The sequence below is a fragment of the Leadbetterella byssophila DSM 17132 genome (genome assembly GCF_000166395.1).
GTDB lineage: Bacteria > Bacteroidota > Bacteroidia > Cytophagales > Spirosomataceae > Leadbetterella > Leadbetterella byssophila.
The window spans coordinates 2,587,413-2,611,187 of sequence record NC_014655.1 but is presented as its reverse complement, the minus strand read 5'-3'; the positions used below and the strand labels follow the sequence as shown (position 1 = coordinate 2,611,187).

Annotated in this window: 14 protein-coding genes; 13 read left to right on the top strand and 1 reads right to left on the bottom strand. The window is 43.0% G+C overall.

Translation table 11 applies throughout. From position 1 onward, the window contains the following. The first annotated feature begins 452 nt into the window (after positions 1–452). The 7 genes from LBYS_RS11780 to LBYS_RS11750 are packed head-to-tail and all read left to right on the top strand — an operon-like array spanning position 453 to position 8,768. A complete protein-coding gene (locus LBYS_RS11780; RefSeq protein WP_013409083.1) occupies positions 453–1,685 on the top strand; it encodes an efflux RND transporter periplasmic adaptor subunit in 1,233 nt (410 codons plus the stop codon). Beyond that, complete coding sequence (locus LBYS_RS11775; protein WP_013409082.1) at positions 1,682–3,073, top strand: TolC family protein; 1,392 nt, start codon at positions 1,682–1,684, stop codon at positions 3,071–3,073. The genes LBYS_RS11780 and LBYS_RS11775 overlap by 4 nt, the downstream gene beginning before the upstream one ends. Continuing rightward, entirely contained in the window at positions 3,070–3,735 is a 666-nt protein-coding gene (locus LBYS_RS11770) for an ABC transporter ATP-binding protein (protein WP_013409081.1), read from the top strand. The genes LBYS_RS11775 and LBYS_RS11770 overlap by 4 nt, the downstream gene beginning before the upstream one ends. A gap of 1 nt (position 3,736) precedes the next feature. Continuing rightward, on the top strand, positions 3,737–5,071 hold the full coding sequence (locus LBYS_RS11765; RefSeq protein ID WP_013409080.1) for an ABC transporter permease: 1,335 nt from the start codon (positions 3,737–3,739) through the stop codon (positions 5,069–5,071). Next, a complete protein-coding gene (locus LBYS_RS18350; RefSeq protein WP_013409079.1) occupies positions 5,068–6,219 on the top strand; it encodes an ABC transporter permease in 1,152 nt (383 codons plus the stop codon). The genes LBYS_RS11765 and LBYS_RS18350 overlap by 4 nt, the downstream gene beginning before the upstream one ends. Before the next feature lie 4 nt (positions 6,220–6,223). Continuing rightward, on the top strand, positions 6,224–7,525 hold the full coding sequence (locus LBYS_RS11755) for a sigma-54-dependent transcriptional regulator (RefSeq protein WP_013409078.1): 1,302 nt from the start codon (positions 6,224–6,226) through the stop codon (positions 7,523–7,525). After that, the gene (locus LBYS_RS11750) at positions 7,515–8,768 is read left to right on the top strand and encodes a sensor histidine kinase (RefSeq protein ID WP_013409077.1); all 1,254 of its coding nucleotides are present in this window, start codon (positions 7,515–7,517) and stop codon (positions 8,766–8,768) included. Before LBYS_RS11755 ends, LBYS_RS11750 begins: the two co-directional genes overlap by 11 nt. Here the strand turns inward: LBYS_RS11750 and LBYS_RS11745 are convergent. Next, entirely contained in the window at positions 8,725–12,735 is a 4,011-nt protein-coding gene (locus LBYS_RS11745) for a two-component regulator propeller domain-containing protein (protein WP_013409076.1), read from the bottom strand. The genes LBYS_RS11750 and LBYS_RS11745 overlap by 44 nt on opposite strands. A 300-nt stretch (positions 12,736–13,035) precedes the next feature. Here LBYS_RS11745 and LBYS_RS11740 point away from each other — a divergent pair, with 300 nt between their 5' ends. Genes LBYS_RS11740 through LBYS_RS11715 form a run of 6 tightly spaced genes read left to right on the top strand, consistent with a single transcriptional unit; the run spans position 13,036 to position 23,774 of the window. Further along, positions 13,036–16,044: a SusC/RagA family TonB-linked outer membrane protein gene (locus LBYS_RS11740; RefSeq protein WP_187287889.1), complete on the top strand. Its 3,009-nt coding sequence runs from the start codon at positions 13,036–13,038 to the stop codon at positions 16,042–16,044. 12 nt (positions 16,045–16,056) lie between these two features. Further along, entirely contained in the window at positions 16,057–18,054 is a 1,998-nt protein-coding gene (locus LBYS_RS11735) for a RagB/SusD family nutrient uptake outer membrane protein (protein WP_013409074.1), read from the top strand. 47 nt (positions 18,055–18,101) lie between these two features. Beyond that, positions 18,102–20,141 carry a rhamnogalacturonan lyase gene (locus LBYS_RS11730; RefSeq protein WP_041823656.1) on the top strand — a complete coding sequence of 680 codons (2,040 nt, stop codon included), beginning with the start codon at positions 18,102–18,104 and terminating at the stop codon, positions 20,139–20,141. 1 nt (position 20,142) lies between these two features. Beyond that, a complete protein-coding gene (locus tag LBYS_RS11725; protein WP_013409072.1) occupies positions 20,143–22,248 on the top strand; it encodes a glycoside hydrolase family 88 protein in 2,106 nt (701 codons plus the stop codon). Further along, positions 22,245–22,559 (top strand): L-rhamnose mutarotase, encoded by a 315-nt coding sequence (gene rhaM / locus LBYS_RS11720; protein WP_013409071.1) that lies wholly within the window; start codon positions 22,245–22,247, stop codon positions 22,557–22,559. Before LBYS_RS11725 ends, rhaM begins: the two co-directional genes overlap by 4 nt. Before the next feature lie 12 nt (positions 22,560–22,571). Beyond that, a complete protein-coding gene (locus LBYS_RS11715) occupies positions 22,572–23,774 on the top strand; it encodes a glycoside hydrolase family 88/105 protein (protein WP_013409070.1) in 1,203 nt (400 codons plus the stop codon). Position 23,775 lies beyond the last annotated feature (1 nt).

The following is a 23,775-nucleotide window of genomic DNA, read 5'->3' as shown; positions in this document are numbered from 1 at the left end:
TTTTCAACCCCTATTCCGCCTGAAGCTTAACTCTGTTAAGATTTTCCAAGATTCGTAAAAGTGGTAGACATTCAGGCTTGTTAGCGTTTTGTCCCGTTTGTCTAGTCCATCTATAGTTAAACACAAAGCCTAGTGTTTCCATTGGATCTATATCTTCTCCCTTTGAAATACTCTACTTCCACATCTCGACTTTTTTTTTGAAAAACACTTTAGCTGAAAGTGTGATGAGGTCCTGAACCTGATCCCATTCCTTCTACCATAACCTAGCTAGAAGGAGCAAGACTAGTTATCTGCAATATTTACCCTATATTACTAATTTACGAATTATTTTTCATATATCCAAATTTTCTTCCTGTCCCAAAATGGGACACTTTTTCAAAATTGACAACATTGTAAAGAGTTATAAATCAACTACTTGTATTTTTTTGTTTTTCTGTGCACATTTTTGAAGCATGGATAAAGCAATTACACAAAACAGAAAGCCCTCAAGGTATATCAAGTACCTGGGCGCACTTATACTGGTGTTTGGAGCTTATTGGGTTTTACGGCAATCCTTGCTCCCTACAGTAAAAAGAACGGACTTAGTTTTTGGTGAGGTGAAGTCGGGAGGGATGGTCAATACCATTTCTGCTACAGGCTTAGTTGAACCCAGCACGGAAATCGTCTTGATCAGTCCCTTGGCCACTAAAGTGAAACAGATTCTAAAGGACAATGGATCAGAAGTAAAAGTGGGAGACCCTATCCTGCTACTAGACACACAATTTGCAGATATGGAATTCAGGCGCTTAACGGATGAACTGAGTCTGAAGGAAAACAATGTGCTGCGTCTTCGTCTTGAATTAGAAAAGAACATCCGGGAGATAGAACTGGATGACCAGGTGAAGGATCTACAGGTGAAGAATCTAGAAGCGCAGGTTAAGGATGCTTTGCGACTAAAATCCATTGGCGGTATGACTCAAGAAGAAGTAGATCAAGCGCGGCAGAATCTCGCCATAGCACTTTTGGAAAAGAAAAAGCTGGAAAATGAACTGAAGTACAGAAAGGAGTCCATTGCATCCTCTGTAAAAGGAGAAGAACTACAGTCCTCCATCCAAAGGCAAAGGAGAGATGAACTAGCCCAAAAGATCCAAAAGGCCACTTTACGAGCCGAAGTGGATGGAGTGGTAACATGGATAGAAAACCGTATAGGAGCCCAAGTGCAGGAGGGAGATCCTTTGGCTAAACTAGCTAATCTTTCCGCTTATTCCCTTATGGTACAAGTATCTGATATGCATGCAGACAAGATCCAAGTAGGTCAAGAGGTTCAGGTAGAATTGAATCAAAAGGTGGAAAAAGGTGAAATAGAGCAGATCTTACCCGCAATAGAAAACAATACTATCCAATGTAAAGTGAGATTAATGAATACGGGATCCGAGTCTTTAAGACCCAAGATGCGTGTGCCGGTCAGAATAGTTACCCAAACCCGTCAGGAAAGTAAATTCTTACCCATGGGACCGGGGATCAAAGGCGGAAGATCTCAAGAGCTGTTTGTAGTTAACGGATCAGAGGCTAAGAAGAGGGTAGTAGAACTGGGTTTCAGAACCTCTGATAAAGTAGAAGTCATCAGTGGTCTCCAACCGGGAGATCAGGTGATCATTTCAGATATGAGTTTGTTTGAAGATAAATCAAGAGTAAAAATCAAATGAAAGTCTTATTGCTATTGATCTTCTACCAGCAGCCTGACTCTTTGAGCTTAGATAAAGCCATTAGGTTAGCTCAGGAATTTTCCTTGAGTCCGAAGAAGTCAGAAATGGAACTGCTTGTGGCTCAAACTAATGTGAAATACCTGGATGCGGAGTTCAAGCCTCAGTTAAGTTTGGGCGCAACTTTGCCCCAATATTATAAAACTACTTCCGCGGTTACTCAGCCAGACGGTACCATTAGTTTTGTGCCTATCTCTCAGGATAACAGCAGCTTGAATCTTCAGCTTACGCAAAGGTTGAGGTCATCAAACACGCTTTTCTTTGCAGAGACTCGGCTTCGGAGGTATCAAGATTTTACAGGTTCTACTCAGTATAATTCAGTTCCTTTCCGCATAGGGATAGAGCAGCCTCTAAACTCCTTCAATGCTATGAAGTGGGACAAAAAACTGGCGGATTTAAGCTTAGATCTGACAAAGGCGCAATGGCGCATACGTCAAGCCAAGCTTTCCAGTGAAGTAACCACTGCCTTTTTTGAGCTTTTAAGTGCTCAGGTAAATCTGGAAATAGCCCGAACCAATGCTAAAAATTCAGAAAAGATCTATCAAATAGCCTTAGAAAGGGATAAGCTGGGGAAGATTTCTAAAAGTGATCTACTACAGTTGGAACTCAGTCTTCATTCCGCTGAGCAAAGTAGTATTAATGCCAAAAGAGAGGTGATTAGGGCTAATGCCAATCTGAAGGAGCTCATGGGTTATGGAGTAGAAGAGGATGAAATCTTTGTGCTGAAGATGCCTGAAATTCTACTATTCGAAACCTTTCTGCCTGAAGCTACTGCAGAAAAGGCATGGGCGAATAGACCCGAAAAGAAACAAATGGAAAAGCTCTTACTAGAAACGGAAAGGGCACTGAAAGAAACCCGACAAAACCACAGTTGGCAAGGGAGCTTGTCGGCTACACTCGGTTGGGTGGGAACAGGTGCCCGCTTCCCTCTCTCATATGAGGTTCCACAGATGGAGAATCTGGTGCAGGTTACTTTAAGAGTACCTATTTTGGACGGAGGAAAGAAACAGTGGAGTACCAAATCAGCACAAGCTCAGCTGGAGTACACTCAGTTAGAGGCAGAGTATGCCGAAAAGAATTTCAAGCAGATGGTTCGACAATGGGTTCATCAGTACGAAGAATTAAAAGCAGAGGTGGAATGGGGGGCAAAGAGTTTAGCTATAGCTAGACAAAGGTATGACATTGCAAATCAAAGGTATTTATTGAACGATATCAGCATTACAGATCTTAGCATAGCATTTTCAGAAAGAGATCAAGCTTGGAGAAACTATACCCAGCTTTTACGGGCATATTGGGTAACCTATTATACATTAAAACAATTGACATTATGATTGAGCTAAAGAATGTAAGTAAATCCTACTTCACGGATGTATTAGAGACGGTGGCTTTGAATGATATTTCTCTGCACATCAATGCCGGAGAATTTGTATCCATCATGGGCCCTTCCGGCTGCGGAAAGTCTACTTTATTAAACATGATTGGACTTTTAGATCTACCTAGTAAAGGAAGTATTAAGATCCATGGAGTGCACCTGCAGGATCATAAGGAAAATGAACTAGCCCGCTTTAGAAACGAACATCTGGGCTTCATCTTTCAAAGTTTTCATCTGATTTCAGATCTATCTGTTATAGATAATGTGGAATTGCCACTGCTTTATAGAGGAGTGAGCACTGCAGAAAGAAAGAGACTGTCAGAGGAAGCATTAGCGCAAGTGGGTTTGAGCAATAGAAAAGATCATTTTCCTAATCAACTTTCGGGTGGTCAGCGTCAAAGGGTGGCCATAGCCAGAGCTATTGTAGGGAAACCTACCATAGTGATGGCAGATGAGCCTACGGGTAATCTGGACTCTGTGCTGGGGAATGAAGTGATGCAACTTCTTTTGGACCTGAATGAAAAACAAAAGGTGACCATAGTGATGGTGACCCATGATGAGAGTATGGCCAAGAAGACGCACAGGATATTGAGATTGTATGACGGAAACCTGGTGAATTAAGATGATAAAGAATTATATCAAAGTAGCCCTGAAAGTGTTGAAGCGCAACAAGCTTTACACCTTTATCAGTCTGTTCGGGATCAGTTTTACCTTGATGGTCCTGATGTTAGTTTCTGCGGTTTTACAAAATGAGTTAGGGAGTAACCCTCCTTTATCTAAAAGAGACCGAATACTATTTGTGCCCTCTTTTAAGGCGGTGCAATTTGCCAGGGAAACCATAGTTAAGTTAGATACGAGCTATGTAGATGGGAAAATAAAGGTGGATAGCACGGTCACCACGAAGATTAGGGAGGGAGAGGCCACCAATACTTCCAGCTCTTCCTTATCCTTCCAGATAATCAGAGAGAAGTTAAAACCCATGAAGTCACCGGAGCTAATGGCCATTTTTGTGGACTATTTACCCGTGGATGTCTTTCCGGATGGTCAAAAATTACGTTTAAACGGCTGTTTAACAGATGCGGACTATTGGAAGATTTTTGATTTTAAATTTATAGAGGGCGCCCCCTTTGGTGAACAGGCGATAGAAAACCAGGCTAAGGTGATGGTCATCCAGCAAAAAGCAGCTGAAAAGTATTTTGGAAAGCAGGATAGCTATCTGGGTAAGGAATTAGTTTGGGGACAAAACGGAGCTTTTAAAATCATTGGAGTACTTAATGAGGTACATTCTTCTAACCGAGCGGTGATTTCGGATTTTTACGTTCCTATCAGTTGGCACCAAGAATACCGTTCCATAGGTGAGATTTTTGGGGATTGCTTAGTAGCTCTTTTGGCAAAATCACCTTCTGATGTGAAAAAAATGGAGGAGGAGCTGAGGGCAGTGGAGGCATCTATACAGCCAACGGAGGAATTTGATCGCTTCAGATTCCTGGAAAAAGATGCCACGGATATTTATGCATGGACTTTCATGGGTTCACAGGAGACTAGAGCAGGAGGGGATTTCCTCAAGTATGTGTTTTTAGCTTTAGGATTTTTCATCATTATACCCGTATTAAATCTGGTAAACTTGAATGTGACTAGGATTTTTGAACGCTCATCAGAAATTGGAGTAAGGAAGGCATTTGGGGCAAAGACCTCTGACCTACTGATTCAGTTTTTATTTGAAAACATCATTTTAACCGTCATCGGGGGTATTATTGGGGGCATCTTAACCTTGATAGCATTGAATATCCTGAATACCTCTGAAGTCTTTGGATCTGTTCGCTTCTCTTTCCGTGGCACCGTTTGGGTCATCAGTATCTTCATCACTTTCATTTTCGGATTAGTCTCCGGCTTCTTACCGGCCTGGAGGGTCTCTAGGACAGCGGTAGCATCAGCACTTAAATCAGGACAATTATGATCAGGCATTATTTCAAATTAATATGGAAAAGAAAGCGTAAAAATGCTTTCCTCTTCGCGGAATTAGTACTTGTATTCTGGGTGTTAATTGCGGCATTTTCCCTGGGTATTTTTAAATTCAATTTTTACTCTCAGCCTTTAGGTTTCGAGTGGAAGGGAGTGTACCGAATCTATCAGCCTGCACGTTTGGATAGTTTGGAATTAGATAGAATAAAGAGGGAATTGCTTAGTTTTCCAGAAATAGAATCTGTGAGCTATAGTGTGAATGTAGCCCCTTATTTGGGGAACAAGTGGGGGAATGGCAATGATCTCAATGGCATGAGCTTTAATACCTTCTATTTACATGCAGATGAAGACTATGGAAAAGCTTGGACTATTCCCATGCATAGTGGGAGGTTCTTCAGCAAAGAAGACTTGAATAACCGATATACCCCTATGGTGGTCAATAAGGTATTCGTAGATAAGTATTTGAGTGACAAGGAGGTGTTGGGGTATAAATTCCAATTTTGGTTAGGGAAAGAAACGGAGATCGTAGGGGTGATGAAAAATTTCCGGTTCCAAGGTGATTTTGAAGAGGAAAGCCCTTTTGCCATCCTACCTTTGAATGAAAATTTAGTTAAAAATTGTATCAACATCAAAACGATTCCCGGGACTGGGCCTGAGATTGAAAAGAAGTTAAATGACTTCTTTAACTCAGCTCTCAAAACCAGTGATTTCAATATCATCAAAGTGGAAGATCAAAGGAATTTTAAGAATAAGCTTACCTATGTGCCATTGGGGATTGTAGGTTTCATTGCCTTGTTTTTGATCATTAATATTATTTTAGGTCTATTTGGAATCTTACGTTATAATGTTTCCAAAAGAGTGCCGGAGATAGGTTTGAGAAAGGCTTTGGGTGCTACCTCATCTTCTATTCGAAATCAGTTTACAGGGGAGATGATGGTATTGGCTTTCTCTGCATGCGTGCTAGCTTTGGCCTTTGCAGTGCAGGTACCATTTTTAACCACTTTGCCGTTTGGATGGGATGTTTATGGTTGGGGAATAGGACTTTCTTGCTTGATAGTCTTTACTTTGGTCTATTTTTGTAGTCTAGCACCTAGTCATGAAGCTGCGGGCATTTTGCCGGCTAGAGCCTTACACGAAGATTAAGCCCATGAAAATATTGATTGCAGATGATGATCGTACCGTATGTCAATCCCTGAGATTGCTCTTTTTATCTCAGGGACATGATGCTCAGTACATCATTAACCCTTTGAATATTTTGGAGTTTATAGAAAGTTATGCCCCGGATGTACTGCTATTGGATTTAAACTTTAGCGTAGATACATCCGGTGAGCAGGGCTTGCAGATCTTGAAGGATGTTCATGCAGCTTATGAACGTCTTCCCGTGATTCTCATCACGGCTTGGGGGACACTTGATCTGGCTGTCCAAGGTATGAAGGCGGGAGCCAGTGATTTTGTGACCAAACCCTGGGAAAATGAGGTTCTCATGCAAAAGGTTCAGACGCAGTGGAGCTTACGACAGACCGGGGTATCCACAAAAGCGAACTTATTAAACGAACTGGTAGGCAGCTCTGAAGCTATGAAACTGGCTAGGGAGTTATTGAGTAAGGCTGCATCGAGTGAGGCTACATTATGGATTAGTGGATCTAGAGGGACCGGGAAGGATCTACTGGCCTCTATTTATCATAGAATGGGAAATAGAAGCGGTTTGCCCTTACTGAAATTAGAAGATTCTGAGGAAGTGGAGGCTGAGCTTTGGGGGTACAGAAAAGGGGTTTTTCCAGGATCAACCAAGGATCATAGAGGATTATTATCCAAGATAGGGGAAGGAAATCTACAAATCAGTGCCTGGGAGTCATTTAGTTCAGGTTTACAGAGTAAACTGCTAAAGGTCATCGAAGAGAGAAAGTTCACTGTCATAGGTAGCGATTTGGAGATGGATGTGCGCTGCGGCTGGTTAGCTACCTCACATTTTCATCCGGATGATAGTTTAGAAACGGGTGCCTTAAGGGAAGATCTCTACTATAGGTTGGCACAAGTCCATATACACTTGCCTGATTTAGACGAGAGAAGAGAAGATATGCCCGAATTAATCAAGCACTTCTCCGCTCAGCTTAATGCAGGCGAGAGAAAGAGGAAATTAGAAGAAAGTGCTATAGAATGGCTCAGCACCTGTTCTTTTCCGGGAAATGTGAGACAGCTCAAAGCTTACCTTGAGAGAGTTTGGCTACTTTCTGAGCAATATACTTTGAATATTAAGGAATTAAAGAAGTACTTTGCTGCTGAAGATAAACCTGCTGATCTAACTTTGGAAGGCATGGAAAAAGAAATGATCAAAAAAGCCATAGCTCAAAAAAAGGGTAACATGAGTGAGGTAGCTAAAACCTTGGGCATTACGCGAAGTGCTCTGTATAGGAGGATGAGCAAGTTCGGTATACAGCATGAAGATTAAGTGGAAAATAGGTGTGATGTTTGGTATTCTCTTTTGTATCCTGGCAATATTGCTATGGAAAATAGTGAGAGGGAATCCCATATTACTCGTCAGTGCAGAGTTAGGTTTATTGACGCTCCTAATTGCTTTTTATGTCGCCCTGCACCGCATATTCAAACCCCTGGATCTTATTAGTACCGGGCTCTCTGCATTAAATGATCAGGATTTTACTAGCCAACTGCGAACTACAGGAACAAAGGAAGCCGATAAACTAGTAGAAGTCTATAATAAAATGATCCTCAACATCCGTGAGGAAAGGAGATTTCAAGAGGAACAAAACCTGTTCTTAAAGAACCTGATTGAAGCTTTGCCCGTGGGCTTGATAGTATTGGATTTTGAGGATAAGATTCAGAAACTTAATCCTAGAGCCGGGGAAATTCTGTCTTTAAACGAAGAGGACATAGGTACCTCCTTATTAGAACTTCCTTTAGGAAAGGAATTATCTTCACAGGTGGAAAAAATGCCCCAAACCTATCTCTTAGGAGGGGCGAGATACATTCGAACTTACGTAGATCGATTTAAGAGAAGAGGATTCTACCAAAAATTCATCATAGTAGAAGAGGCTAGTCAGGAAATCATCAGGATGGAGAGAGCATCATATGGAAAAGTGATCCGTATGATGGCTCATGAAGTGAAAAATTCCGTAGGGGCAGTTAATAGTATCTTGGAGACCTTGAAAAAGGGGAATGAACAGCATCCGGAGTATCTTCAGATAGTAATAGATAGAAACAAAAGACTCAACAGCTTCATCGATAATTTTGCTAAGGTAGTTCGCTTGGAAAAGGCGGCAAAAGAACCGGTCTTGTTGAATGAAATGGTTCAGCATATTTTTCATTTGTATCCAAATCACGGTATCCATTTAACTTTACCTCTGGAAGAGATTTGGATTCAAGCGAATAGAGAGCAGTTAGAGCAAGTCTTGATTAACGTGGTGCTTAATGCCAAAGAGGCGAAATCCACGGAAATACATCTAGAATTAACACCCTCTACCCTTCTTATCAAGGACAATGGAGAAGGAGTTCCAAAAGAACTGGAAACTTCCCTGTTCACTCCTTTCTTTACCACTAAACCTACGGGCCAAGGGGTGGGATTAACCATGGTAAGAGAAATCTTACATCATCATGGTTTTGATTTTGGACTTGAGACGAAGGATGGTTGGACTACATTTTGGATTCAATATTCTTCCCAAATTCTGAAGGCGTAACTCCATAAAGCTTCTGGAAGGAAGATCGGAAGTTCTTTAAATCTTCCATACCTACCATCATGGCAACTTCTGAGACGCGGTACTGTTTTGTAGACAGAAGCTGTGCCGCACGTTTTAGTCGAACATCTTTGATAAATTCTATAACCGACTGGCCGGTCAAGTTCTTCAGTCGGCGGTAGAAGGCTGATTGGCTCATGCCGGATTCTCTCACGAGCGACTGTACATTGAACTGTTCATTGGTTAAGTTCTCTTCAATAATCTGCATGGCCGTCTGCAGGAAGATTCTATCTGCATCCGGAATCACGGTTTCAGAAGGCGAAGCTATCAGTTGCTTATGGAAGAACTCCTGAGCCTTCTTTCTGTTGCTTATCAATGAAAGAATCTTGGTATGTAAAACCTTAGGGTTGAATGGTTTTACGATATAATCATCTGCTCCGGATTCTAATCCTTCTAGTTCATGCAAGGTTGCCGCTCTGGCAGTGAGTAGAATCAAAGGGATATGTGCTGTTTTCGGATTGTTCTTGATTCTTTCGCAGAATTCTAAACCGTTCATGACCGGCATCATGACATCTGAGAGGATGATGTCCGGAAGGATTTGTAGGGCTTTATCCATGCCTTCTTTCCCATTAGCTGCTGAATGGGTTTCAAAATGGGAATGGAATAGACTTACCAAATAATTCCTTAGATCTTCATTATCTTCCACGATCAAGAGTTTTTGGTCTAGGTTCACATCCGGCTCTAATATTGGACTGCTTATAGCCGGGCTACTCTCTTTCTCTATGGATGGAGTTTGGAGGGAGAGCGGGAGATCAATGGTAAAGCGTGTGCCTTGACCAAGACTACTTTTTACCATGATATGTCCACCTTGTCTTTTCACAAATTCATGTACCAGTGAAAGCCCTATACCCGTTCCCGTAGTTTTGACGGTGTTCTGTTTATAAGCCTGGTAGAAGGGTTCGAATATATGTTCCACTTCTTCCTCATGTATGCCTATCCCATTATCTGATATGCTTAATTGGAAAGTAGACTGCTCCTGGTCAATTTGTCCTGATACTTCAATTTTTCCTCCTTCTGCAGTGAATTTGAAGGCGTTAGATAATAGGTTGCTAAGTACTATCTCCATTTTCTCCGGATCAAAATCGATATACACGGGAGTAGAGGGGAGATTTAAATCATAATGTATGTTTTGCTCATCAGCTTTGATCTTGAAGAGCAGGTACACTTCTGTGATTAAGGGTAGCAGATCAAGCGTTTGTAACGCTAATTCCACATGTCCGGACTCTACCTTTCGGAAGTTCATGAGTTGGTTAACAAGGACCAGGAGCTTGTTGGCTTGCTTATATAACAATTCTGCCTTTTCCCTGGCTTCTGTTCCCGTAGGTGCATTTTTCATCAAGTATTCTGCAGGGCTCATGATCAGGGTGAGCGGGGTTCTTAACTCGTGAGAGACATTCGTAAAGAAGTTTACTTTAAGCTCAGCGAGTTCTTTTTCCTTCTCTTTGGCTACTTGTTCTAAGGCTATCTTGTTTTTCAGCTCCCTTTGTCTTCTACTTACTATTTTGTACCAAAGGAGTAAGCTGGAAGCAAGGATTCCATAGATCAAATACGCCCACCAGGTTCGATACCATGGGGGGAGAATGCGAAGTTTTAGTCGGGCAGGAGCATCTGTCCAAACTCCGTCACCGTTATCTGCTTTCACTAAGAAAGTGTAGCTGCCTGCGGGAAGGTTAGAGAATCCCATTACTCTTTGGCCCGGAGGCAGGGCTATCCAGTTCTTATGAAAGCCTTCCAGCATATATTCATAATGTTGTTTCCCTGGATTGCTATAATTCAGGCCTACAAACTCTATGGAGAAGTCATTCTCAAAGTTCTTGATGACAATTTCTTCTGTAAATGGACCGGATAGTAAAGCCCTGGGATTGTTCTTTTGGTCCGGAGAGTAGGCATAGTTCAAGATGCGCACTTGAGTGATCTGCATTTTAGGTGGATGGGGGTTAGTAGATACATTTTCCGGAATGAAATAGCTGACCCCTTGTATACCTCCGAAGTATAATCTCCCGTCCTTGCCTTTCGCAGCGGAGGCTACCTTAAAGGAGTTACTTTGCAGTCCGTCAGCTACATCAAAATGCAGATAGGTTCTGGTTTTTGGGTCAAATCTGTAGAGCCCATTTCCACCTATCCAGATATTTCCTTGCTCATCTTCTTGTAAGGATTCCACATCCGCCTCAGGAATTATCTCGTCTAACCTTTCCATTTGTTTGGTTTTAAGGTCTAGTCGGTGCAATCCACCTCCAATGGTACCTATCCATAGGTCGCCTTTCTTGCTTCTGAGAAGCGGCCAGATATAGTCGGTTTTGAGGCCTTTAGGGTGGAAAGCGTAACGGGTTTTGATACGAGCGTCCTTAAAATCCAGGAGGACCAGGCCATGGTCTCTGGTGCTGAGATACATCCCGTCCTGATCCGGAAGAAGAAAGGTGAGTTTACTGGAAGGGAAGGTTCCGGCAGCTTTGCTAAAGGATTTTAGGATTTGACCTTCTGGAGAGAAGAGGTGTAATCCATCATAAAAACATGCTACCCAAATTCTACCTTCGGGATCAGTAGCCATGGAGATGGGTTCAGATTGTTTCCATTCTTTTTGTCCGGGGATCTCCGGCAACCTGCGCAGGCTTAGTGTCTTTTTGTTCAGGAGGTAGATGCCGTGTACGCGAGTGGCTATCCAGAGCGTACCTCTTCCGGGGTCATAGATGGAGGTGACGTCTACAGCGGGTGCATCTTTAAGGTTAGTTTGGTCCAAAAAGGTTTTGATTTGACCGGTCTGTACATCATATCTGGCAAATCCGCTGCGGGTTCCTATCCAAAGGACATTGTCTTCTTTGTCCTGACAGAGCGTATTGGTATAATCATTTGGTAAGCCTCCTTTCTTTTTGGTCAGCTTATAGAAGGGCTTGGGAATGAGATTGACCTTATTCAGACCTCCTGCGGAGGCAGCAATCCAGAGGTTTTTAAAACTGTCTTCTACGAGATAATGTATGAGGTGATAATTCAGTCCTTCCGGATCTCCAGGCGTGAAATGCTGCAGTTTACCTTTAATCTTAAAACCTTCTGTTTTGAGATCAGAAAGTAGGAATAGTCCGGTTCGGGATCCTATCCAAAGTCTGTGATAAGAATCCTCTAGGAGCGAGGTGATATAATTGAAATGTTGGTCAAGTTTTTGATAGCTGTCGAGGCTGTTAATCTTGATCACCTCTTCTTCGGAAGCTACCCAAAGTTGCTTGTCTTGACTCAAGAGGATGGCTCTAATGATCTTTGCTTCCTTCCAGGGTAGGTAGGGTCTTGGATTTTCTTTTTCGTCCAAATAATATAAGCCGGCGCCTACGGTACCTACCCAGACTCTTTGATTAGCATCCGGAGCAAGGGCAAAGATGAGGGCGTTCGTCCCGAGGTAAGGGAAAGCTATATTTTTTAGGGAAGTGATTTTTTGGCTTTGATCTCTCTTGATGATATATAATCCCTGTGTGCTGGTTCCTACATAAATGGTTCCGTCAGTTGTGGTAGTAAGAGAACGAGCTACAATCTGTCTTAAGGTTTCCTCTTCCTTTTTATCCCTAGCGAAATCCGCCAGGTTTTTAAAGTCGTCTACTTTTGGATCATAAAAGAAGATTCCTTGGGTTTCGGCTACCACCCAAAGCGTCTTATCTGAGGAGAGATGCAGACCCAGGACACGGTTAGTGTATTGACCATTGACATTTCTATAGGGTAATCTATAGTTTTTGAGGGTATAGCCGTCATAGCGATCGAGTCCTTTGTTTGTTCCCACCCAAATGAAGCCTTCGTCATCCTGGACTACGGCCATGGCGTCACTGTGTGACAGCCCCTCATTAACGGTTAGGTGTTCAAACTTAAAAAGACTTTGGCCTAGGGCTATTCCTTGAAATAGAAGGAAGTATATTAGTAGTCTAGCTTTCATGTCCCCAATTTTAGGGCAGGTTGAATATTCAAAGTTGGAGAAAAAAATAGATTTCTGCAAATCAGCAGCTTCCTAGTTAGCATGAAGCTCTCTCCTTATGTCAGGACGAATTTTACCCCCTTCATTGGCGAATTTTGCCCTCCTTAGATTGATTTTACCTCTATAGATTTGCACTATTCCAATGGATTATGTGCTTATGCTAATTTGACATTGGGCCAATAACATGTTCAACTCTTAAATAAGTGTATGAAAAAAAGTTTTACTGTGTTACTCACTATGCTTTATATAGTGTGTACTAGCATGAACGTTCTCGCCTTTGACTCAGAGATCAAAGGTAGAGTTACAGATGCTTCGGGTGCGCCACTGCCCGGTGTTACTGTGACCATAAAGGGAACAAGTAAAGGAACCCTAACGGACCCAAATGGAAACTATTCCTTAGTAGTGGCAGAATCTAACGCTGTTCTGGTATTTAGACAGGTGGGATACACACCGGTAGAAAGAACCGTGGGATCTCAAACGGTCATTAATGTGAGCTTAGAAGAAGATGTTCAAGCTCTAGAAGAGGTGGTAGTAGTAGGTTATGGTACGGTAAGAAAGAGTGATGTCACTGGTGCCATAGCGAAGGTAGGTCAGAAGGAGATGGAGGCTATGCCTGTCCAAAACGCTTTGCAGGCCATGCAGGGTAAAACAGCAGGTGTGGATATCACCTCAAACGAGCGTCCGGGGGAGATAGGAAGTATTCGTATCCGTGGTGAACGCTCCCTGACGGCTACTAATGCTCCACTATACGTGGTAGATGGCATTCCCATGCAGGGTAATGGTATAGAGAACCTTAACCCGGCAGATATAGAGTCTATCGAAGTACTTAAAGATGCCTCTTCAACAGCCATCTTTGGTTCCAGAGGTGCTAACGGGGTGATCTTAGTCACTACGAAACGCGGTAAGTCAGGCAGAATGTCTGTCAATTATAGTGGAACCCTTTCGGTAGAGAACATGCATGACCGCATGGAGATGATGAATTCTGCAGAGTGGTTAGACTATTCAAGAGCCGCCAAAATCAAAGCAGGTACCTATAACGGATCTAATCAAATCACTAAGGAGAATGACATGAAGGTGTATGGTACGGATCCTTATGCCTGGGCTCAGATAGAAAAAGGATGGGCTGGCGGCACTTGGAATGGAGATTTAGTACCTACCTATAACTGGACGGATGCGGGTTTGCAGACAGCTATGACCCAAATTCATACGGTTAGTGCTAGTGGAGGTACAGACAAGTTGCAGAGCTATGGATCTTTTGGTTATATGGACCAACAAGGTACTCAGCCCGGTCAGGGGTACAAGCGCTATACAGGTAAATTCAGCGCAGATTTTAATGCCACTTCCTGGCTGAAATTAGGTGGAAACATAAACCTCACTTATGGAGATCAGGAATACGGATACAATTTCCGTAAAAGTGCTACGGGAGCGTCTAATTTGTACTTTGCTCTACAGGGCATGTTACCTTGGACCGTTCCCTACACTCCTGATGGAGAATATATCAGAAACCCGGGTGCAGACGTAAACATCATCAACCCTATTCGTGAGGTGGATTATAGCCGTAACCAGAGAATTAACCTACGTGCTTTGGCCAGTCTATACTCTGAGATCAATGTAGGTAAGATCTTCGGATTCTTAGATGGCTTAAAATATAGATTCCAGTTTGGTCCAGACTTCAGATTTGGAAGAACAGGGGTGGCTGACCGCGCAGAATCCATCAATGGGGACGGAAACAATTTGGTACAGTACAATAACGATATCAGAAGCTCCTGGACCTTGGATAACTTATTGTATTACAATAAGACCATCAATAAAAACGCCATTGGTGTAACCTTACTACAAAGTGCTTCGGCATTTAAATCAGAAGGTAGCAATATGCGCTCTTTCGTCAATACACCTGAAGAACTTTGGTACAATATAGGATCCTTAGCCAGCATTCAAGGGTATGGATCATACTTGACAGAAACGCAGTTGACCTCTTACATGGCTCGTTTGAACTACGGATATAATGACCGCTACTTATTGACAGTGTCAGGAAGATGGGACGGCGCTTCACAATTAGCGGAAGGCTACAAATGGGATTTCTTCCCTTCAGCAGCTTTAGCCTGGAGAATTGATCAAGAAGAATTCTTGAAGAAGACTACTTGGATAGATCAATTGAAGTTGCGTTTTGGTGTAGGGGTAACAGGGAATGCCGGTATCAGTGCCTACGGTACTAAAGGTGCCGTTACGAACACCTTCTATCACTGGGGAGATATAGTGGCTCCGGGTATGATAGCATCAGATCCTTCAGCGGCATCACCGGTGGTGATGGCAAACACAGCCCTGGGTTGGGAGAAGACAGCTCAATACAACTTAGGTATAGACTTCTCCGTGTTTAAAGGCAGAATTGACGGTAGTATTGATTTCTACAAATCCAGAACCTCTGATCTTCTCTTAGAGAAGGCTTTGCCTGCCTTAACAGGATACTTACGTACATGGGATAATATTGGTAAGACAGAAAACAAAGGGGTGGATATCTCATTGAACTCTGTAAACGTGAAGACCAAAGATTTTAGATGGACTTCTACCCTCACTTATTCTGCAGACAGAAGTAAGATTGTAGAGTTAGCAGACGGTAAGATTGAGGACATCGCTAACTCCTGGTTCGTAGGTTCACCTATAGGGGTTTACTATGACTATGTGTATGATGGAGTTTGGAAAACCAGTGAAAAAGAGGAGGCTGCTAAATACGGTAGAACTCCGGGCATGATCAAGGTAAAAGACCTGAATGGAGACGGAGTGATTGATGGAAACAATGACCGTGCTATAGTAGGTAAAGGCCGCCCGGACTGGTCGGGAGGATTCTTGAATACCTTCACGTATAAGAACTGGGAACTATCTGCATTCTTGTACGGCAGATTTGGATTTACGCTGCGTACAGGTGCTGAGACACTATCGGGAAGATTTGCGATGAGGAAACTGGATTATTGGATAGAAGGTGTTAATGAAGATGCAGAATATTACGCTCCCGGTGTAGGTGGAGAAAACGGTGATACCTTCAAAAATGCTCAAAACTATCAGGACGGTTCCTTTATCAAGTTAAGAAACGTATCCTTAGGCTACACCTTTAGGCCACATCAATTGCAATCCCTTAAGATACAGAATTTGAAGCTATATGTTCAGTGTATGAACCCCGGCTTAGTGTATTCGAAGATTGATTATATCGATCCGGATCTTGGTGGATCCACCTTCAACAGAAGTTTCGTATTTGGTCTTAATGTAGGATTTTAAAAAGTAAGTTTCATGAAGAAGAATATTAAATATATAGGTCTTAGTGTGGCACTGGCAGCAATAATGGGTGCCTGTAAGCCGGACTTTTTAGACGAGAAGCTCATTACTTCTGTCAGCACGGAGTCCTTTAAGACAAAAGACGGTTTAGATAAACTGTCCGTAGGTATGTATAGAAACTTTGAGTTCCATTTTAACTATGAATGGGCTTATACCTTGTGGCAGTATGGAACAGATGAGATGGCAGTGGGTAATGATGGTGCTCAGGAACCGTATAACAGTTATACTTCTGCATTTGATCCTGCCAGAGGGCAAGGTATGCCGGAGCTTTGGGACAATATGTATTCCGGAATAGCTTCTGCTAATACATTGATTCAGAACGTTCCGCTTTACTACGGCGAAAGAGAGCCGAATTATAATACCAGGTTAGGGGAAGGCTACTTTATGAGAGCTTTCAACTACTTCCGTTTAGTGCAGCAATTCGGCGGTGTACCTCTATTGACAGAGCCGGTGGTAGGAGCATCTACTGACTTTGAGAGAAATTCAATTCAAGAAACGTATCAATTGATCATTGATGACTTTAAAAAGGCGTATGATCTTCTTCCCACCACCGTTTCAGAGAGGGGAAGATTAACAAAATATGCTGCCGCACATTTCTTAGCGAAGGCTTCTCTTTTCCGTGCCAGCGAGCTGTATAACGAGTGGAATGGGCCCACTAAAGCTCAGGATCTTGAAAACGTAGTAAAATATGGTAATGAGGTGATAGCTGCCCATCCTTTAGCTCCTGATTTTGTAGATCTATGGAACTTCACTACACCGGATGGTCCAAACGAGAGAGTGAGTGAAGTGGTGCTTGCTGCACAATTCTCAGACGATGTGCCTTCTAGGGGTAGGTATGGTAACCAGATCCACCTTTATTATCCATCCATCTACCAGAACCTAGCTGGTTTGAAGAGGGATATTTCGGGAGACAGAGAATTCTCCAGATTAAGAACCACAGACTATGCTCTAGATGTATATGACCGTGTGAATGATTCCAGGTTCTGGAAAAGCTTCATCACCTCATATATCTGCAATAACCCGGGCGCAGCACCTAGATGGGGGCAATACGCTCCGGAAGGAAAAACGGCTAACGACTTCAAATTTGAAGGAGGAGAAGAGGGAGTCAGATACATAGTTAATGATGCGGGGGATACCCGTTATACCCCTGAAAACCTAAATTATCGTGCACCTCATATGTTTGTGAGGTATTTTAACGGTGAGACTAAGAAGTACATTGGTGAGCATGGTAATAATGGTACTTATGCTACGAAGAGTAGATTCGTAGCGCTAAGCAAGTTCAGAGATGGCTCTAGAACCACTGTAGCGGATCAGTTTGGTACCAGAGATGGAATATTGGCGCGCTCAGCTGAAGATTATCTGATGGTAGCTGAAGCTTTAGGGAGACAAGGTAAATATGCTGAAGCACTTCCTCTGATCAACAAACTGAGAGAAAGAGCAGGATATGCTAATGGGGAGGATCGTCAAAAACACATAGACGGAGGTCAAGCCTATAAGAACAATCCTGCGGGAAGTGGTTCCGGAAACGCGTTCGCGGCTTACTCTGAAAAGAATACGTATTACGAATCAAATAATATCAACTCTCCAACTACCGCCAGTACTAAGTCAAATATGGTGTTCACCTCAGTAGCGGAGATCTTTAATTCCAACAAAGAATTCTATGATGTACTGGGTGCTAACTCTGATGAAGAGAAATTCTTAGTCTTCATCATGAATGAACGTTCGAGAGAATTGATGGGAGAATTGATTCGTTGGCCTGATTTAGCCAGAACCAAACAGCTTGAGAAACGCTTTAAGGCTTTCAATGACGGTTCAGTGATCACAGGTGCAGCATTTAACCCAAATAAACACTATTTACGTCCGATTCCTCAAAGCTTCCTGGATGCTATTACAAAAGGAGGCAGAGCTCTGACTAGCGAGGAAAAGCAAGCCATGCAAAACCCGGGTTGGTAATCAAATTAGGGGGTCAACTCCTTGGCCCCCTTCATTTTCGAAGTAGTATGTTGAAAAGAATAGTATTTCTATGCTTAATGGGCCTTGCTGTGCATGCTCAAACGGCGTATCAATTTAAAGGAATAGAAAAGTTAGGGAGAGGTTTTGTGGCCTACAAGACAGGAGAAAATAAAGTGATGATCTCCTGGAGGTATTTACAAACAGATCCCTTAGACGTGGGGTTTGACCTCTATAGAAATGGTCAAAAAGTCAATAAGACCCCGCTAACTCAATCCACCGCATTTGAAGACAAAGTGTCTTCTCATCAAGATATAGTATATAGTCTTAGACTGTCCGGGAAGAAGGAAAATCTGAGTACTTATACTCTTAAGGCAGACGCCCCAATAGGATATTTAAACATTCCCTTACAAGTTCCGGAAGGTGGAGTAACGCTTTCCGGTGAATCCTATACGTATGCACCTAATGATGCCAGTGTAGGGGATGTGGACGGGGACGGAGAATATGAAATCTTTCTCAAATGGGATCCTTCTAATGCGCATGATAATTCCCATAAAGGGTATACCGGCCATGTTTATATAGATTGCTATAAACTAGATGGCACCTTACTTTGGAGAATTGATTTAGGCAAAAACATTAGAGCAGGAGCCCATTATACCCAATTCATGGTCTATGATTTAGACCAAGACGGAAGTGCTGAGTTAGTACTCAAAACAGCTGATGGCACCATAGATGGAAAAGGGAAAGTGATAGGTGATGCCAAAGCGGATTACAGAAATGCGAACGGTTATATCATAGAAGGGCCCGAATTTCTTACCGTTTTTAGCGGTAAAACGGGAGAGGCTTTACACACCATCGACTATGTGCCTTTGCGTGGCGACTGGCAACCATGGGGAGATAATTACGGAAACCGAGTAGATCGTTTTTTAGCCGCCGTAGCATATCTGGATGGGAAAAAACCTTCTGTAGTAATGTGTAGAGGCTATTATACACGTACCGTCTTAGCGGCTTTTGATTTCGTCAATGGCAAATTAGAACAACGCTGGGTTTTTGACTCAGATACTCCGGGCAATACGGGCTATAGAGGCCAGGGAAATCATAACCTCAGGGTAGGAGATGTAGACGGAGATGGGAAAGACGAGATTATTTACGGTTCCTGCACCATTGATGATGACGGAAAGGGTCTGTATACCACCGGTCTTGGACATGGAGACGCCTTGCATCTGAGTGTATTTGATCCCTCACGTAAAGGTCTGCAGGTATGGGACGTACATGAAAATAAGAAGGACGGCTCTACATTTAGAGATGCGGCCACAGGAGAAATCATCTTTCAGGTAAAATCTCCCATTGACGTGGGTAGAGCCATGGCTGCAGACATTGATCCCACCCATAGAGGTATGGAGATGTGGTCCTGGGATTCCGGAGGAATTAGAAATATCAAAGGAGAAGTAACTACAGATAAGGTAAAGGTTCAAGCCACTCCTACAGACTCCTTAGCTGAGGTGCTTTCCGTGAACATGGCCGTATGGTGGGACGGAGACTTGTCCAGGGAACTTTTGGACAAAAATAGAATCACAAAATATAACCCTCACACAGAATCCATAGATCTCCTTTTTGAAGCAGAGGGCGCAGCTTCCAATAACGGAACCAAAGCAACTCCCGCACTTCAGGCAGATCTTTTGGGCGACTGGAGAGAGGAGGTTCTACTGCGCTCCGCAGACAATAAGAGCTTGAGATTATATCTAACCCCTTTTACCACAAAATATAGATTTCACACCTTCTTAGACGATCCGGTGTATAGGATAAGCGTAGCTACTCAAAATGTGGCGTATAATCAACCTACCCAACCCGGATTCTACTTCGGTACAGATCTCGAGAATATTTTTCCGGAGAAAGAGCTGAAAGGGAAAGAGATTTTGTTAGACGCCGGTGTGTACGCTGAGGAATACCAATGGTCAATAGGCGGTAAAGAACGCACAAGGAAGATCACTTCTAAAGATGTGAAGGTAGGCAAAAGAACTAAGGTAGAGCTGAGCCTGAAGTTTAGAGGACAAATTTTTAAGGACTATGTCTATGTAACCCTGAATTAAGATGAGAATAAAGAATTTTTTAGTTGCTGCATTGTTGAGTTGCGGGAGTGCCTTTGGGCAAGTGAATGATTTTACTACACCACTTCACTTATTACAGTCTCAATATGAGACACCTTACGGAGCCTTGACTACCGAGAAAATCAAGGAAGATTTAGATAGAGTATTCCATTTCCTGGATGCATCCACTCCTGCAAAGGTGATTGATGGAAAAACAGGAAAAGAATTGAAAGATCTAAGCAAGATGGACGAAAATACTCGTCTACAGCAAGGTTCTTTTCGTTTAGCCAGCTATGAGTGGGGGGTTACATATTCCGGAATGCTTGAAGCAGCAAAAGCTACAGGGGATGAAAAATATTTTAAGTATGTACAAGATAGGTTCAAATTCCTAGCAGAGGCAAAGCCACATTTTATCAAGCAACTCGACCAGTATGGGGTGATAGATCCGCAGATGCGACAAATGCTTAAGCCCCATGCCCTGGATGACGCAGGCGCCATGTGCGCCGCTATGATCAAGTTTGAACAAAACAAGCCTAACTTCGATCTAAGAAGCGTGATAGACAACTACATGAATTATATCATGTACAAAGAGTATCGCCTTGCTGATGGGACCTTTGCTAGAAAACGTCCCCAACTGAACACACTGTGGTTAGATGATATGTATATGGCTGTTCCGGCCATAGCTCAGATGGGTAGATTAACAGGAGATATGAAGTATTTCAATGAGGCTACTCGTCAGATCAAACAATTTACCCAGCGCATGTTTGTGCCTGAAAAGGGATTATACATGCACGGATGGGTGGAATCTTCTGATCAACATCCAGCTTTCTTCTGGGGAAGAGCTAACGGTTGGGCACTGCTTACTATGGCGGAAGTACTAGATGTTTTGCCTCTATCTCATCCGGATAGACCATGGCTGCTCCAACAATTCAAAGCACATGTAAAGGGGCTTTCAAAATTGCAATCAAAAGAAGGGTTCTGGCATCAGCTTCTGGACAGAAATGATTCTTACTTAGAGACCTCAGCAACTGCCATTTATACTTATTGTATAGCCAAAGGAGTGAATCAGGGTTGGTTAGACCCTATCGCTTTCGGGCCCGTGGCTTATCACGGATGGAGTGCCGTATCCACTAAAATCAATGCCCAAGGACAAGTAGAAGGAACCTGTGTAGGTACAGGTATGGGCTTTGACCCTGCTTTCTACTATTATAGACCGGTGAATGTATACGCAGCACACGGTTACGGACCGGTAATCTCTGCAGGTGCAGAAATGATTCGTTTGCTGAAACAATTTCATCCACGCCTTAATGATTCCGCCGTTCAGTTCTACAAGGAAGAACAAACCTACCCGTCTCCCATCTTTAGCGTAAGCTCCAGAAAAGGAGATGTACCTGCAGGAAGCAGTAGAAAGGGAAACCAACCGGTAGTCTTTCTAATTGGTGATTCTACCGTAAAAAATGGTACAGGTGAGGGCGATAACGGACAGTGGGGCTGGGGAAGCTTCTTTGATCAATTTGTGAAAACTGCCACCGTGGAGAATCATGCTCTAGGGGGTAGAAGCAGCAGGACCTTTATCACTGAAGGTTTATGGGAAAAGGTATATAATGAGATCAAAAAGGGAGATTATCTCTTGATACAGTTCGGTCATAATGACGGGGGACCTTTGAATACGGGACGGGCAAGAGCTTCTTTGAGAGGAATAGGCGAAGAGGTTGAATCCGTGGTCATGGCCGGTACAGGAGGAGAGGAAAAAGTCTATACCTTTGGTCATTATCTAAGAACTTACATCCGTCAGGCCAAAGCCAAAGGCGCGAACCCTATAGTGCTTTCTCCAACTCCTAGAAACGTCTGGAAAGACGGCAAGATGGAGAGAATGTCAGAGACCTATGCGCTATGGGCCAGGCAAGTGGCAGAGCAGGAAAAGGTGCCTTTCGTGGATTTGAATGACATAGCCGCTAAGAAGACCGAAGCTTTAGGTGAAACCAGAGGTAAATCTCTCTTCTTTGATGCGGCACATACCAATAAAGAAGGTGCTATATTGAATGCAGAAGCCGTAACAGAAGGTTTAAGGGCTTTAAAAGGTACTGACATTCAAAAATACTTAAAATGAAAAGACAAGCATTTAAGATGTTTCTTAAGCCCGGTTGCGAGGCGGAATACGAAAAACGCCACAATGAAATCTGGCCGGAATTAAGGCAGTTGTTGAAAGAAGCTGGGGTAGGGAATTATAGCATCTTTTGGGACAGGGACACCAATATCTTATTTGCCTACCAGGAAGTTAGTGGAGATCAAGGCTCACAAGACTTAGGGACTACAGAAATAGTCCAGAAATGGTGGGCCTATATGGCGGATATTATGGAAACGAAGGAAGATAACTCTCCCGTTTCCATACCGCTTCCCCAAGTATTTTTTATGGAATAAACGGTTTTTGAAATGAAGTGGTGGATACTCCTTTTCTGTTTTGGCCCTCTCTTTGCGCAGTCAGACGAAGAAGTTTTACGCAGAGTTGCAGATAATATCTTGAAGCAACCTGTAGATCAGTTCATAGGTGTTCAGTCGGGAAAGGTATATACCTCCTTAAACGGGGTAAATGAAGATCTCAAATTTGCTAGCCCATTAATGGAATGGCATTATAGCAATGGCGTTCTGGACATGAGCATGTTAAAATTAGGGAGGATTCTGAAAGAAAAGAAGTATTCTGAGTATGCTTACAATCATGTAGAGTCAGGCTTCAAAAACGGGCCTTATTTTCAGTCTACCTTCAAAGGCGACAGAAGACACTGGCACTGGCCTTACGGACAGTGGTGGAATTTTAAGGAGCTGGACGACTGCGGTGCCATGGGAGCAGCAGTTATCAGTGTGTATGCAGAAGAACCCAAGGAAGAATACCTTAAATATGCAGAAAGAGCTGCCAAACATATACTGTACGATCAGGACAGATTAGAAGACGGTACCCTGGCTCGAACTGCACCACGAAACCTCACCGTTTGGGCAGATGATATGTACATGAGCGTTTCTTTCCTTACTCAAATGGGAAGAGTGAGTAAAGAACAGATTTACCTCGATGCTGCCGTCAAACAGGTTTTGCAAATGACTGAATACCTTTGGGATCCACAGAAAGAGGTGTTCTACCATTGTTACTATGCTGATTTAAAAAGGAATGGGGTAGCTTTTTGGGGTAGGGCAAACGGATGGATCTGTACTTCAATAATACTGTTATTGGAGGTTTTGCCGGAGAATCACTCGGACAGACCAAAGCTGATTCAATGGTTAGATAAGCAAATCGTGGGGGCATCCAGATATCAGGCAGGAAGTGGTATGTGGAGGCAACTCTTAGACAAAGAAGATGCCTACGAAGAATCCTCTGTCACGGCCATGTATACGTACGCCATAGCAAAAGGAGTGAAAAAGGGGTGGCTAGATCCTAAATACAGCTCCATTGCTATTAGCGCCTGGGAGGCACTGAAAAAGAATCAGATCACCACTGAAGGGCACTTTAAAAACGTATGTGTGGGTACCGGCATTTCAGATGCCCTGTCTTTCTATTACAATAGACCTGTGGGAGAAAATGAGAAACACGGGTTAGGCCTTGTACTGGAGGCAGGAATGGCCATTATGGAGCTTAAAAGCAAGTGAG

Bases quoted from the DNA above. Each gene is read 5' to 3' on its own strand.
- LBYS_RS11780 (WP_013409083.1), top strand. From the start codon at position 453: ATGGATAAAGCAATTACACAAAACAGAAAGCCCTCAAGGTATATCAAG.
- LBYS_RS11775 (WP_013409082.1), top strand. From the start codon at position 1,682: ATGAAAGTCTTATTGCTATTGATCTTCTACCAGCAGCCTGACTCTTTG.
- LBYS_RS11770 (WP_013409081.1), top strand. From the start codon at position 3,070: ATGATTGAGCTAAAGAATGTAAGTAAATCCTACTTCACGGATGTATTA.
- LBYS_RS11765 (WP_013409080.1), top strand. From the start codon at position 3,737: ATGATAAAGAATTATATCAAAGTAGCCCTGAAAGTGTTGAAGCGCAAC.
- LBYS_RS18350 (WP_013409079.1), top strand. From the start codon at position 5,068: ATGATCAGGCATTATTTCAAATTAATATGGAAAAGAAAGCGTAAAAAT.
- LBYS_RS11755 (WP_013409078.1), top strand. From the start codon at position 6,224: ATGAAAATATTGATTGCAGATGATGATCGTACCGTATGTCAATCCCTG.
- LBYS_RS11750 (WP_013409077.1), top strand. From the start codon at position 7,515: ATGAAGATTAAGTGGAAAATAGGTGTGATGTTTGGTATTCTCTTTTGT.
- LBYS_RS11745 (WP_013409076.1), bottom strand. From the start codon at position 12,735: ATGAAAGCTAGACTACTAATATACTTCCTTCTATTTCAAGGAATAGCC.
- LBYS_RS11740 (WP_187287889.1), top strand. From the start codon at position 13,036: ATGAACGTTCTCGCCTTTGACTCAGAGATCAAAGGTAGAGTTACAGAT.
- LBYS_RS11735 (WP_013409074.1), top strand. From the start codon at position 16,057: ATGAAGAAGAATATTAAATATATAGGTCTTAGTGTGGCACTGGCAGCA.
- LBYS_RS11730 (WP_041823656.1), top strand. From the start codon at position 18,102: ATGTTGAAAAGAATAGTATTTCTATGCTTAATGGGCCTTGCTGTGCAT.
- LBYS_RS11725 (WP_013409072.1), top strand. From the start codon at position 20,143: ATGAGAATAAAGAATTTTTTAGTTGCTGCATTGTTGAGTTGCGGGAGT.
- rhaM (WP_013409071.1), top strand. From the start codon at position 22,245: ATGAAAAGACAAGCATTTAAGATGTTTCTTAAGCCCGGTTGCGAGGCG.
- LBYS_RS11715 (WP_013409070.1), top strand. From the start codon at position 22,572: ATGAAGTGGTGGATACTCCTTTTCTGTTTTGGCCCTCTCTTTGCGCAG.